This window comes from Nonomuraea lactucae (genome assembly GCF_003313395.1).
Taxonomy (GTDB): domain Bacteria; phylum Actinomycetota; class Actinomycetes; order Streptosporangiales; family Streptosporangiaceae; genus Nonomuraea; species Nonomuraea lactucae.
In genome coordinates, this window is the sequence record NZ_QNFZ01000006.1 from 1 (window position 1) to 13,235 (window position 13,235).

At 66.3% G+C, this 13,235-nt stretch carries 10 protein-coding genes; 3 read left to right on the plus strand and 7 right to left on the minus strand.

Going from position 1 to position 13,235, the window contains the following annotated elements; translation table 11 throughout:
- Window positions 1-747: trypsin-like serine peptidase (locus DQW85_RS00205; RefSeq protein ID WP_113698471.1), on the plus strand; the 747-nt coding region annotated here is incomplete at its 5' end.
- 6 nt (window positions 748-753) lie between these two features.
- Here the strand turns inward: DQW85_RS00205 and DQW85_RS00210 are convergent.
- On the minus strand, window positions 754-2,181 hold the full coding sequence (locus tag DQW85_RS00210; protein WP_113698472.1) for an aldehyde dehydrogenase family protein: 1,428 nt from the start codon (window positions 2,179-2,181) through the stop codon (window positions 754-756).
- Between the two features lie 172 nt (window positions 2,182-2,353).
- Window positions 2,354-2,911 (minus strand): site-specific integrase, encoded by a 558-nt coding sequence (locus DQW85_RS00215; protein WP_205314749.1) that lies wholly within the window; start codon window positions 2,909-2,911, stop codon window positions 2,354-2,356.
- A gap of 233 nt (window positions 2,912-3,144) precedes the next feature.
- Here DQW85_RS00215 and DQW85_RS00225 point away from each other — a divergent pair, with 233 nt between their 5' ends.
- Window positions 3,145-3,528: a transposase gene (locus DQW85_RS00225; protein WP_162794606.1), complete on the plus strand. Its 384-nt coding sequence runs from the start codon at window positions 3,145-3,147 to the stop codon at window positions 3,526-3,528.
- Here DQW85_RS00225 and DQW85_RS45440 read toward each other — a convergent pair.
- Window positions 3,482-4,243, minus strand: a complete 762-nt coding sequence (locus DQW85_RS45440) for a transposase (protein WP_240196825.1) — start codon at window positions 4,241-4,243, stop codon at window positions 3,482-3,484. The two genes, DQW85_RS00225 and DQW85_RS45440, sit on opposite strands and share 47 nt — an antisense overlap.
- A complete protein-coding gene (locus tag DQW85_RS45445) occupies window positions 4,159-4,581 on the minus strand; it encodes an IS110 family transposase (RefSeq protein WP_205314751.1) in 423 nt (140 codons plus the stop codon). The genes DQW85_RS45440 and DQW85_RS45445 overlap by 85 nt, the downstream gene beginning before the upstream one ends.
- Before the next feature lie 268 nt (window positions 4,582-4,849).
- On the opposite strand from DQW85_RS45445, the gene DQW85_RS00235 reads away from it, so the two are divergent.
- Entirely contained in the window at window positions 4,850-5,581 is a 732-nt protein-coding gene (locus tag DQW85_RS00235; protein ID WP_162794607.1) for an IS3 family transposase, read from the plus strand.
- Between the two features lie 1,059 nt (window positions 5,582-6,640).
- On the opposite strand, the gene DQW85_RS00240 is transcribed toward DQW85_RS00235, so the two are convergent.
- The 3 genes from DQW85_RS00240 to DQW85_RS00250 all read right to left on the minus strand — a co-directional run bounded on the left by DQW85_RS00240 (window position 6,641) and on the right by DQW85_RS00250 (window position 13,229).
- Window positions 6,641-6,841, minus strand: a complete 201-nt coding sequence (locus tag DQW85_RS00240; RefSeq protein WP_113698476.1) for a hypothetical protein — start codon at window positions 6,839-6,841, stop codon at window positions 6,641-6,643.
- A gap of 161 nt (window positions 6,842-7,002) precedes the next feature.
- The gene (locus DQW85_RS43935) at window positions 7,003-7,185 is read right to left on the minus strand and encodes a hypothetical protein (protein WP_162794608.1); all 183 of its coding nucleotides are present in this window, start codon (window positions 7,183-7,185) and stop codon (window positions 7,003-7,005) included.
- A gap of 122 nt (window positions 7,186-7,307) precedes the next feature.
- Window positions 7,308-13,229, minus strand: a complete 5,922-nt coding sequence (locus DQW85_RS00250) for an RHS repeat-associated core domain-containing protein (RefSeq protein ID WP_338043348.1) — start codon at window positions 13,227-13,229, stop codon at window positions 7,308-7,310.
- Between the last annotated feature and the right edge of the window lie 6 nt (window positions 13,230-13,235).

The following is a 13,235-nucleotide window of genomic DNA, read 5'->3' on the forward strand; positions in this document are numbered from 1 at the left end:
CGCCGGGCCGCCGCCCCGCAGCGCCAGGCGTCGGGCCGGCGGCCGGCCACGCCGCAGCGGACGACGTACGGCTCACGCTGGATGACCGGCGGCGCGGTGACCAGGACGACCGGCCGCGTGTTCATGACGCTGAAGGGGGTCGACTTCGTCTGCTCCGCGAGCACGGTCAAGAGCGCCAACCGCGACGTGGTGGTCACGGCCGGGCACTGCGTCAAGGACGGCGCCGGCCAATGGGCCGACAACTGGACGTTCGTGCCGGGCTACCGGGAGGGCGGCGGCCACCCGTTCGGCAGATACGCGGCGCGCCGCATGTTCGTCGCCGGGCCGTGGGCGCGATCGGCCGACGACAGCTACGACGTGGGCATGGTGGCGCTGACCACCTGGTCGGGCCGGCACGTGGCGGACGTGGCGGGCACCCAGGACATCGCCTTCAACCCCGCGCGCGGGGGCCACGCCTTCGGCTTCGGCTTCCCCGCCGACCCGCCGTACAACGGGGAGCACCTGGTCTACTGCGCCGGGCGGCTGCGCGACGACCCCCACGGCGAGACCCGCGACCAGGGTCTGGGCTGCGACATGACGGCGGGCTCCAGCGGCGGCCCGTGGCTGTCGGGGTTCGACCACGCCACCGGCACGGGCACGCTGACCTCGCTGAGCAGCTTCAAGTACAGCGACGACCACCGCACCATGTACGGCCCCTACTTCGGCGACGCCGTCAAGGCCCTCTTCGGCGCGGCGGAGCGGGCCTGACGCGCCTCAGAGGGTGAGCCCGGTGATCACCATGGTCTTCTCGTACGTGAGGTCCCGCATGGCCGAGGCGAGCCCCTCACGCCCGATGCCGGAGTCCTTCACCCCGCCGTACGGCATCTGGTCGGCCCGGTACGACGGCACGTCCCCGATGATCAGGCCGCCGACCTCCAGCTCCCGGTTGGCCCGGAAGGCGGCGTCCAGCGAGCGCGTGAACACCCCGGCCTGCAGCCCGTACCTGGAGTCGTTGACCATCGCGTAGGCCTCGTCCGCCGACGCGGCGGGCTGGAGGATCATCACGGGGCCGAAGACCTCCTCGCGGGCGACCTTGGCGTCCGCGGGGACGTCGGTGAGGACGGTGGGGGTGATCGTCGCCCCCTCCCGGGTGCCGCCCGCGAGCACGCGGGCGCCGGCCCGCACGGCCTCCTCGATCCATTGCTCGACCCGCTCGGCCGCCGCTTCCGAGACCAGCGGGCCGACCTGGGTCTTCTCGTCCGACGGGTCACCGGTGACGAGCGCGCCGACGGCCGGCAGCAGGCGCTCGACGAAGTCGTCGTACACGGGCTGCTCGACGATCACCCGCTGCACGGCGATGCAGCTCTGCCCGGCCTGGTAGTTGGAGTAGAGGGCGACGCGGGACGCGGCCCAGTCGAGGTCGGCGTCGGCCAGCACGACCGCGGCGGCGTTGCCGCCCAGCTCCAGCGTCACGTGCTTGCGCGGGATCTCGTCCGCGATGGCGTAGCCGACCGGGGCCGAGCCGGTGAACGACACGACGGGCAGCCGCGGGTCGTGGACCAGGCGGCTCGCGCGCTCGTTCTCGACCGGCAGCACCGAGAACATCCCGGCGGGCAGGTCGGTCTCGGCCAGAAGCTCACCCAGCAGGAGCGCGGTGAGCGGCGTGGCGGGCGCGGGCTTGACGACGACCGGCGCGCCGACGGCGACGGCCGGGGCGACCTTGTGGGCGACCAGGTTCAGCGGGAAGTTGAACGGAGTGATCGCCAGGACCGGCCCGTACGGCACGCGCGAGAGATAGGCCAGGCGACCGGCGCCGGTGGGCTCGGTGTCGAGCCGCTGCACCTCGCCCGACCAGCGGCGGGTCTCCTCGGCGGCGAAGCGGAACGTCGCGATGGCCCGGGTCACCTCGCCCCGCGCCCACAGGATGGGCTTGCCGTTCTCCGCCGTGATCAGCTCGGCCAGCTCCCCGGCCCGCTCCGCCAGCCGGCGCGAGACGTGGGCCAGGGCTTCGGCGCGCACGTGCACGGGCAGCGCGGCGGCCTGCCGGGCGACCGCGTCGGCGGCGGCCACGGCCTCCTCCACCTGCGCGTCGGTCGGCACCGAATGCCGGCCGACCTCGCGACCGTCGTGAGGATTGGTCACGGTGAACTCGCGGTCGCCGGTGGCTGGGCGTCCGGCGAGCCAGAAGGTACGCACGTCCATAGTCACGACGTTATGCCACCCATGAGAGGGGCGACCTGCGCCAAGATGCACAAGGCCACCGGCGCGGCTGGCCATAACGTACAACCCATCCGCCCGCGGTACCCACCATGTAACGGGTAACCGCAGTTCAGCAGGGGATTGTGCGTTAGGGGGAGCCAATCGGGGAGCCACGCTAGGCGGACTTGAATACGATGATCTTGTCCATGGCTTGAGCGCCGTCCCTGATCACGGGCCTCAGCTCGTGGCGGTAGATGATTTCGATGATCGCCGTACTGGAGTGGCCGACCAGATCGGAGATCTTCTCGATGGCCACTCCCCCGTGGTTGCTCATGAGCGACACGAAGGTGTGGCGCAGTTCGCGGGGTACCCAGCCATCGCCGAGTCCGGCCGCTTTGGCGATCTTCTGGAAGCCGTAGCGGACCTGAGCCGCATCGAAGGGCGATCCGCCTTCGTGGCAGAACACCAGGTTGTTGTCCTGCCACGCCTCACCCGCCGCAAGACGTTCGGCAGCCTGCCTTGCCTTGTGAGCGGCGAGAGCGCCAACGGCCAGCTTGGCGACCCCGAAGCCGCGCCGAGACTTGGTCGTCTTGGTCTCTCCTTGTGCCTGTCGGCACGCAGGACGTACACGATTCCCTGGTCCAGATCGATCGCATCCCAGGTGAGCGCTCTGGCTTCCTCCGTGCGGATGCCGGAGAGCAGGCACAGCCACACGTACGCGCCGAGGCGCCATTCCGGTTGCTGAGCCACCCTGAGGAGGGTGACGGCCTGTTCCAGGGTGAGGCTCTTGCTGGGACGTCCCGTCTGGCCTTGTGGCGTGTCCACCAGTTCGGCCACGTTGCGGAACACCTTGTCACGACGCTGAGCCATGCGGATGGCACGGCTGAGGAGATCATGCGTTCGCCTACCGTCTCGGTGGTGAGCTTCCCCTCGTAGCATGGAGACCGAACCGGGAGAGGTTTGGTCGTGGCAGGAGTCACGCGGCGGCGCTTTGATCCGGAGTTCCGGGCCGGGGCGCTGCGTATCGTCAAGGAGACCGGCAAGCCGGTGGCTCAGGTGGCGCGGGATCTGGGGATCAGCCCGTACACGCTGCACAATTGGGTGCAGATGGATCGGCTCGCCAAGCAGTACAACGGCGGCGGCAGCGACGGGAGTGGAACGCTGGAGGAATCCGAGCAGGAAGAGCTGGCCCGGCTGCGGCGGGAGAAGGCCGCGCTGGTCAAGCAGCACGCCGAAGAAAAAGCGGCCTGGGAGAAGGAACGCGCCGAGCTGGAAGACGAGCGTGACGACGCCCCTATGTTTGTCAAGCCGCAGCGGACGAGGTATCCGCAGGTGAGAGTGCTTCGATGATGATTGGGAAGACTTCGCGGGCGACGTAGCGCTTGAGGCAGCGGATGATCTCTTTCTTGGATTTGCCCTCGGTGGTGCGGCGTTCGGCGTAGGCGCGGGTGCGCGCGTCGCGGCCGAGGCGGGTCAAGACGATCGTGTAGAGGGCGCTGTTGCTGCGCCGGTCGCCACCGCGGTAGAGCCGGTGCCGGACGGTTTTGCCGGAGGATGCCTCGATCGGGTTGACGCCACACAGGGCGGCGAAGGCCGCTTCGCTCCGGAGCCGGTCGGGGTTGTCGCCGGCGGTGATGAGCAGCGCGGCGGCGGTGTCCGGCCCGATCCCGTGCCGCTGCAACAGTCGCGGCGCGCGTTCGGTGATGATCGCGGCCAGTGTGCGTTCGTGAGCACGAGCTTCTTCGGTCAGGGCCAGGATCCGGCGGGCGAGCATGCGCAGCACGGTGCGGGCCGCGTCGTCGATGGTGCGATGCTCATCCTCGGGCAGGTCTGCGCAGGTGCGGATGAGTGTGGTCGGCCCAAGACCAGCGAGCGCATCGCGCAGCGTCGGGTCGGCGCGCATAAGGACGGCCCGCAGCTGGTTGATGGCTTGCGTGCGAGCCTTGACCGCCGAATCCTTGGCGACTTTGAGCATGCGGATCATCTCGACGGCGCCGTCACCGGTCTTGGCGATGGCAGTGGCCTCCTGCGACAGCAGGGCTCGTGCGGCGTTCTCGGCGTCGATGGCGTCGCTCTTGCCGCGCCGCCGTCGCCGGGCCCGATCGGGTCGGTGATCTCCAGGATCTGCATGTCGTGGCGGCGCAGGAAGCGGTTGAGCGCGGTGCCGTGCGAGCTGGTGCCTTCGACTCCAGCTCGTCGCAGCCGGCCGTGTCCGCGCGCCCAGTCCAGTAGCGCGGCATACCCGTCGGCGGTGGCCGGGAATGCCTGGGTGCCGATGAGCACGCCCATGACGGTGATCACTGCTGCGACGTGCACGTCGTTGTGAGTGTCCACGCCGAGGACGATCTCCTCATGAACGTCGGCGTCGGCAGGGACGGTGTGGTCGTGGGCGGGGCAGATCACGGATCTCCTCACAGGCTCGGAATGTGATGGTCACCGGCCGGGCGAGGAGGTCAGGACTGTGATGATGCACATGGCGAGGCCACTATGGGGACACATCCGCGCCTGGTCCGGCGGCACCGCCCGGGCCAGGGCGACAGGTCATCACCAAGGCACGGTGGCCAGTCTCAAGCTGGGTCAGACCCTGGCTTGTCGGGCAGTGCCTCTCCAGTCTCACAGTGCTCAAGCGTTCGGTGGTCTTGTGGGTCAAAGAGGCGATGGGCCGGTAAACGTGGCGGCCTTCATCAGCTCCCAGAAGACCGAGCACGGCATCGACCACGTCATCTCCTGCCGGGCATTAGGGGTGTCGCAGTCCTGGTTCTACAAGTGGAAGAGCCGCATCGGCCGGGAAGCGTCCACGGCACGCCAGCGCCGGCGGGCCGACCTGGACGCGGAGATCGCCCGCCTGTTCGAGGCGTCGGGTGGCACCTATGGCTCGCCGCGGATCACGCGTGACCTGCATGAGGCGGGTTGGCGAGTGTCGGAGAACACAGTGGCGGCGCGGATGGCCGAGCTCGGACTTGCTGGCCGGGTGCGGAGGAAACCGCGGTCGTTGACCCGCCAGGGCATACGGCCCGCGGCCCCGGACCTGGTTCGGCGCAAGTTCACCGCGCCCGCTCCGGACGTGCTGTGGTGCTGCGATGTGACCGCGATCGACACCGACGAGGGCAAGCTCTACCTGGCCATCGTCGAGGACCTGTTCTCCCGCCGGCTGCTTGGCTACGCCATGTCCGCCCACCACGACGCCGCATTGACCTGCGCCTCCCTGCAGATGGCGGCGGCCACTCGCGGCGGCGACGTGGACGGGGTGATCTTCCATTCGGACCGCGGCTCGGAGTACACGGCGGCCCGCTACCAGGAGCTGTGCCGGCGCCTGGGCGTGGTGCAGTCGATGGGCCGGGTTGGCTGCGCGCTCGACAATGCAGCCGCCGAGGCACTCAACAGCACCCTCAAGGTCGAATAGTCCACCGTCACCGCTTCCGCACCCGGGCCGAGGCCGGTCTGAAGATCGCCACCCGGATCGCGGACTTGTACAACACCACCAGGCGGCACAGCGCCAACGACGGCTCGGCGCCCATCACATTCGAGCGTCACATGATCGAGAAGAGAACAGCCTCATCGGTCCTGCTGAGGACCGCTGTGGCATAGGACCGTCTCCACGGTTCCAGGGGATTGACAGGACTGGGCGCGATGTCATACACCATGCCGTACGGGCTGACACGACCGACGGCCTGCGCGGGGAGCCGGTCCGCCCCCTCCCAATCCTGGGCTGGTCCATGCCGTTCGCATCCACAACCCCCCGAGCGTGCCCCGAGTGCGTGCACGAGCTGAAACAGGCCCGCTAGACGGATCGCCGCGCGCGTCACATGCAGCACTCCTGACCGAGCACCTCTACGAACGCGGTCATCCGAGCACGACGCCACTCTGGACATGGTCTCGGCATCAACACCATCGTTATTCCGATGGTTGCACGGCTCGCAACGGAGCCTCTCAATATGGCACCTGACCCTCTATACTATGCAGGCTATGAGTGGGGCTTGGATACGCTAGTACGCTTGCGAAAGACCTACAGCTAGGGCATTATGCGCCGGATCGTACGGATGGCAAAAGGGAAGGGCTCTCTCACCCGCTCCGTTTCCTTGCCACGCGAGATGCGCTTGTATACAGCACCATAACTAGGCTGGCATGAAAAGAACTCACAGCCCAGGCGCAGAATTGGGTGGGTGTTGGGCGCGCAGATAAGGGGAGCGCCAACAAACCGGAGCAAGGCGATCCAGCAGAGCTAGTGACAGTTTCGACTGGTTCAGGTTCTGGCTTGCTCGACAAGGACAAATCCTTCAGATGGTGGACCACGACGAGCTGAAATATTTCGTAGAATCTGACATAGCGAACTTCTATCCTTCCATTCGCCTAGAGCCGTACAAGAGCACCTGCACTCTCAGACCAGCCTGGAAAAGAAGTAGTACGACTTTGTGTTAAGATCATCGACAGAGTGATGCCGCGCCGAAACTACTCGGAAGTATCACTCATGGGCTCCCCACAAGAACACATTGGAGCATCCAGAGAAATTGCACACAGCCTGCTCTTCCAAGTCGACGAAGAATTCAACGAGGAAGGGCAGGGTGGTCGATATGCGAGATATATGGATGACATCCAAATCCGAGTAAAAACACCACAGGAAGGAGAACGCTGCATAGCCCGCCTCCAGCACAGTCTCGACCACGTTTCATGTGGTGCCGGAGGCGCCTGGATGGTAGGCGTAAGCCACCGTCTCGGAGCCACGCGAACGACCTATAAGGGTTCGAATAGTCGGACTGCAGAAGCAACAAAAACGTGCATTTGCCGCGGCGGCCGAACGAGTGATCGTCTCTCCTATTTGTCTACTCAGAGAGGGAAGTCATTATGCCATGGAGCGTTGAGATCTTCGGGGTCAACTCCTGCTTCCATCACAGCCGTGTCCACCTGCTCGACAGTATCGACGATTTTAAGGTATGGCGTAACCATGTCTTCTTCGAAGAAAGACGCGTCATTATCGACGAGTTGTTTTGGGACCTCGATTGCAGCCACTCTGAATCGGCCATCGCGAAGCGGTAGGACCCATACCCAGGAGTAACTGTCCTTAGAGCTGCTGTTGCGCCTCGCGGACACATGCGCTCTGCTCATGGTGAGCCTATTAAGTATTTCAGTCTTCATGGACCATTCCAGAATATTCGAATTATAGGGCCGTCAAACGTATGAATCTGCAGGTGCGGGAGGGCGCCATCGGGATTGTTGGGTCCATGTCCAACAACGCGTCCATCTGCCCCCAGTTTATCATCCCAGTGGTATGTTCCCACCTTGGACCCGAAGTGCCGCCTGGTGCCAACCCCGTCGAAGCCTGTTGCATTTCTATATCCGTCGGCTTGAAATTTCCTAAGAAATAGTTCCTCAGCTTCGGCCCGAGATCGAACGTGGATGCTAGTCGCGCCCTCGTCGATCGCCCTGGCAGCTCTGGATACCGTCCCATTTGACCAAGGGATATCCGGCCCCGATCTAACCCGAGGGTTCGCTTCGGGGAGCTTGTTGCCGGGGACACGTACTCGGCCAGTGCCTCCCCCGGGGAAGAATGGCACAACGCCCGATGTGATATTCGGATCGCCCACCGCGGCACGATAGCCGGACATATACGAATCCGAATCGCTACCCCAGTGAGTGTTGCGCCAGCATGACTGATATTTCGCCATATCGACGCCAGCTATCCCTGCGCAGACGTCCTGGAATGCACTTGAGTCCAGTAAACCTGTGGTGAAACCGTAAAACCATTGTGCAGGCTTGGCAAGGTTCTCAACTATGGAGTCCCCTGGGGGGAGGCCTTCCGTCTCCGTGGGCCCTGGCGCAATTATTGTCGGGGCGCTCGGCTCAGTTTCTTTCTCATCGGGGGGGTAGGCAACGCCTTGAATGTCTCCAATGTGATCGCCGTAGATCACCTGGACGACGGGTTCATCTCGCTTCTTTGGCGGTCTCAAATCCGCGTAGGGGCGGCCGCCTGGAATTTTAGGCTTTTGCTTCTTCTTTTTCTTCGGTCCGTTGTTCGAGGTGGGGCCATTTTTGGTCGGACGCCCGCCTTTTGGTGCGGGCCCGCCCTTTGGCCTGGTGCCATTGTTTCTGCTGGTTGGGTGACGAGGTGCCGAATTCGGGGTGCTGGATATGGTCGTGGGTCCAGTGTTTTTGTGGGGGGTGCTGTTGCCGCGGCTGCTACAGCTTCCACCGCCTCCACCTGGGGTGTATGAAGCCTTCTTGTAAATGGGGTCTCGATCGCACCAGCCGCTCGGGTCCGGGACGTGCCCTGTCGGGTCGGCATGAGAAAGTGGGCTGGCGTTGCCGTAGGTGTATCGGTTGGCTTGAACTGATGGGCGCGGGATGAGGGTCCAAGAATCCCGCGACACAAAGCCGCCAGTGGCCGGTTGGTACCAGCGGGCGTGCATGTTGACCTTGCCGGTGTCCGGGTCGGTGTATTCGCCCTGGTAGCCAAGGATGGTCTTGACGCCGGTCTGAGCGGTGACGGTGCCGAAGGGGTCATAGGCGGTGGTGGTGGCCAGTGCGCTGCTGGAGAAGGTGGCGACCAGGTCGCCGTGCAGGTCGGTCAGCGTGGCCAGGGCCGGATTGGTGCCTTCCTTCTGGCCGAGCAGGCCGCCGAACGGGTCGCGGCCGTACTTGGCCTGGACGGCTCCGCCGCTGTCGGTGATGGCGGCCAGGTCGTTGCCGAGACCGGAGTAGGCGAACAGTTGCTTGGTCGTGCCGCGGGTGCGGCTGGTGGAGCGGTCGAGGGCGTCGTAGCTGTAGAGGCTGTCGCCGTCGGCGATGAGCCGGTCGAAGGCGTCGAAGGTGAGCTGGGTGGTGGTGCCGTTCTTGGTCTCGGTGGCTAGGGTGCCGCGCGGGGTGTAGGTGTAGTCGGTGCCGTCGCCTGAGGTGAACCGGTTGCGTTCGTCGTAGGTGTAGGTCTTGGTGCCGGCCTTGGTGCGGTTGCCTGCGGCGTCCCATTCGTAGGCGGTGGTGGCGCCGCCAGGGGCGGTCCACGAGGTCAGGCGGCCGGCGTGGTCGTAGGTGTAGGTGTTGGTGCCCGCTCCGGTGGTACCCGCGGTGGTCTTGGTGGTGAGGTTGTCGTCCTTGTCCCAGCCGTAGGTGATCTTCGCAAGTTGGGTGCCTGCGCTGCTCTTGAGGGTGTGGCTCTGCGGGCGGTCTAAGTCGTCGTAGGCGAAGCTCTGGCTGTCGCTGCCGGTGGTGCCGATGGCGGCGTTCATGGAGGTGAGGCGGCTGGCCGCATCGTAGCCGTAGGTGATCTTGCGAGTGGTGACCGGGTCGATGGCCGTCTCCAGGCGGCCGACGTTGTCCCAGGTGAAGGTCGCGGCGCCGGCCGCGTCGACCCTTTGGGTGGGATTGCCCAGCCCGTCGTAGCTGTAGCTGGTCTGGGTCGACTCACCGCGCTTGATGGTCAGCGGCAGGGCGCGGTCGTTGTAGTCGACGGTCAGGTCGCCAATTGCGGTTCGGCGGCCAGCCAGGTCGTAGCCGAAGGTCCGCTCGGCGCTGGCCGCGCCGCCTCCGCCGCCGCTCTCGCGGGTGAGGCGGCCGAGGTGGTCGAAGGTGCGGTCGATGCGCACCCCGCCCGGCTGCAGTTCGGTCACCGGGTTGCCCGCCTGGTCGTAGATGTGCGTCCAGGTGCGGTCGGCCGCATTCGGGTGGGCGGCAGTCGCCGGTTCGGTGACCGTTTCGGCCAGGCCGAAGGTGTTGTAGCTGGTCCAGGTGGCATGGCCGCGGCCGTCGGTGAACCGGGTGCGGGCGCCGGTGGCGTCGTAGCCGAAGCTGGTGGTGATCGACTCTCCGGCCTTGACCGGTTCGATGAGTGCGGTGAGCCGGTCGAGGGCGTCGAAGCTCCACCGGGTTTGGTGGCCTTCGGGTGACGTGCTGCTGGTCTGGTTGCCCGCCGGGTCGTAGTCGGCGCTTGTGGTGCGCAAGACGGTGCCGGCGGCGTTCAGATCCTTAATCGCGATCTTGCGGCCGGCTAGGTCGTACTCGGCGACGCTGGCGTTGCCCAGTGGGTTGGTGATCTTGATCGGGCGGCCGGCCGGGTCGTAGGCCCTCTTGGTGGTGTTGGTGGCCGGGTCGGTCTGCTCGGTGACTTCACCGGCAGCGTTCGCCTTGTAGGTGGTGGTGCGGTTGCCGGGCGCGACCGACTTGGTCAGATGGCCGGCGTCGTTGTAGGTGTGCGTGGTGGTGTGAGCGGCGGCGGACGGTTTGCGCTCCACCCGGGTTTCGGTGATGTTGCGGCCGAGGTCGTCGTAGGTGGACTCGATGCGGCCGCCGGTTGGGTCCACGCCGGCCAATTGCTCACCGGCCAGATCGTACTCGGCCACCCACCGCCCTGGGCTTTCCCCTTCGGGAGCGGGGTCGGTGACGCGGACCTGACGGCCGAGCTGGTCGTAGTCGTAGCTGCTGCTGTTGCCGCGCGGGTCGGTGGTGCGGATCAGCAGACCGGCCGGATCGTAGGCGTGCGTGGTGGTAGGGGTGACCGCGCTACCGCCGGGCGGGGTGTAGGCGGGGGCAGTCTCGCTGGTCAGCCTGCCAGCCTTGTCGAAGACCGAGATGAGTGTGCGGCCCTCGGCATCGCTCTCGTGCGTCTGCGCATCGAAGGTGTCGTAACCGTAGCGGGCCGATGGGCGGGCGGTGGTGGAGGTGCCTGCCTTGTCCACCGCGACCTGCGGGGCCTTGACCTCGATCAGGCGGCCTAGCAGGTCGTAGCGCAGGGTGGAGGTGAAGTCGGACGCGGTGGCGCCACTGGCGTTGCCGCGCGGGTCGGTGGTGGCGGTGACAAGGCCGCGATCGTCGTAGCTGTAGGTGGAGATCAGGTCCTGGTCGCCGTTCTCCACGGTGGTCTTGGTGGCCTGGTTGACCTTGTTGTAGGCGGACTCGGTGACCTCGGCGCGGGGGGTGCCGGCGCCGGTCAGGGTGGATCTGAGTACGTTGCCGTTGGCGTCGTAGACGAACGCGGTCTTGCGGTTGAGGGCGCCAGGATCGAAGGTCTGCGAGGTCAGGCGGGTGGCGGCGTCGTAGACGAACTCAGTGGTTGCTGTGCCGCCGCCGGTGATGAGTTTGGTGCGGTTTCCCGCGGCGTCGTAGGTGTTGTCCTCCAGCACCACATCGCGAGGGGTGGTGGAACCGTTCAGCTTGACGTCGTCGGCGATCTTCTTGGCGGGCAGGTTGTCGTTGAAGTAGGTGTAGGTGGTTTTGCGGCCCATCGCGTCCACGTGCGCCGCCAGCCGGCCGCCCAGGTCGTAGGAGAACGACTCCAGCGGCACGTCCCTGGCCGGCTGCGGGTTGACCGGGCTGCCGGTCCAGCCCTTCAGCGTGCGCGAGACGAGCTGGCCGCGGTCGCTGTAGCCGTGCTCGACCACCGCCCCGCGGGCGTCGGTGACGCGGATCATCTGGCCGAGAGTGTTCCATGCTTGGCGGACCACGCCGCCCTCCGGGTCGGTGATGCTCTCCGCCCGGCCGAGCGGGTCGTAGGTGTAGACGGTGGCCCGTTCGGCGTCGCCGCCGGTCAGGTCGGAGATCTTCTCGCTCAGCTTGTTGCCGTCCGCGTCGTAGGCGAACGTGGTCCGCTTGGTGTGCGTGACGTCGCTGATCTCGTTCTTCACGCCCGGCTCGGTCTGCGTCAGCATCCGGCCCAGCCCGTCATAGGTGAAGCTCGTCTTCACGCCGTCCGGGTGCGCCTGCGACACCTCGGTCGAGTTGGTCAGCCTGCCGAGTGTGTCGTAGCCGAGCTTGGTGACCAGCCCCTCCGGGTTGGTCTGCTCGGCCAGATCCCCGGCCGAGGTGTAGCGGTAGGTCCACGCGTTGCCCCGGGCGTCGGTCTTCGACGCCGCCAGGCCCGCCGGGGTGGTGCCGCCGCCGATCGCCAGGCCCGCCGGGGTGGTGCCGCCGCCGATCGCGGGCTCACTGCCGTCGGTGTAGGTCACGCCGGTGGAGCGGCCGTTGGGGAAGTCCGGGGTGGCCGGGGTCGTCTCCTTGGTCTGCTCGCCGAAGCTGTTGTACTCCCACTTGGTGGCGTAGCTGTTGTCCTCTGGGGTCGCAGAGCGGGCGTCCCGATGCACGAGCATGCTGTCGTTGCGCGGATCGAACTCGTCGTCCTTGTTCAGGTAGTACGTGGCGTAGGCGCTTTGACAGTTGGTAGCGGTGCGGCACGAGGTGGCCTGGAGCGGGTTGCCGCGTTTGTCGGCGTGCCACCGGAAGACGTTGCCATTGCGGTCGGTCACCTTCGCCCAGAAACCGCCGGTGTCGTACTCGAAGTTGACCGGAAGCTGCGTCTGGTCCTTCTCGTAGACGAGCCGCAAGCCGCGCCACTCGTCGTAGCCGTAGGTCAGGGTGCCGTTGCGCGGGTCGGTGACCGTGACGGTTGACACCTTCTCCACCCAGTCGGTGTCCGGCTTGCCGATCTGCCAGGTGCCGCCATGCCGGTCGGTGTGCGTCTTGAGACGGTCCGTGGCGGTGTCGTAGACGTTGGCCGCCCACACCCGGCCCGACGGCAGCGCGACCTTCGACAGCTTGTTGGCCACCTTGGCCCGGCCCGCGTGGTGCGCCTGGATCTCCGCATCCGTCAGCGGCTCATCGTAGAGGGCGAACTCGTCGATCGAGCCCTTGAAGGGGAAAGCGCCGGTGATGTTCGGGCCACCAGGGATGGCCGACCACGAGGTGGCGCGCTCACCGCTGCCGACGAAGGCATCCTCGCGGTACGCGGGATACAAATCGCCGGTCACTTCGCCGACCGCCTGGCCGTCCAGGAACAGCTTCTGCCGATCGCCCGCCACGTTGAGCACCACATGATGCCACTGGTTATCCGTGACCGCGGCTGCGCTGGTGATCGGCGTGTACACCCAATTGCCGCTGCTGTTTCTGATGTCGCCTAACAGGCCGCGCAGCCGCCCGTCGATCCCGACATACAACACCGGCTCCGTGGCGCCGAACTCATAGCCGAACTGCCCGGCCGAAAAGATCATGCCGTGCTGCGTGGTCTTGAACCAGCCCTCGATCGACACCCGGTTCCGCAACCGCGCCAAAATGTTGGGCGGCAGCGCCAGATGCGA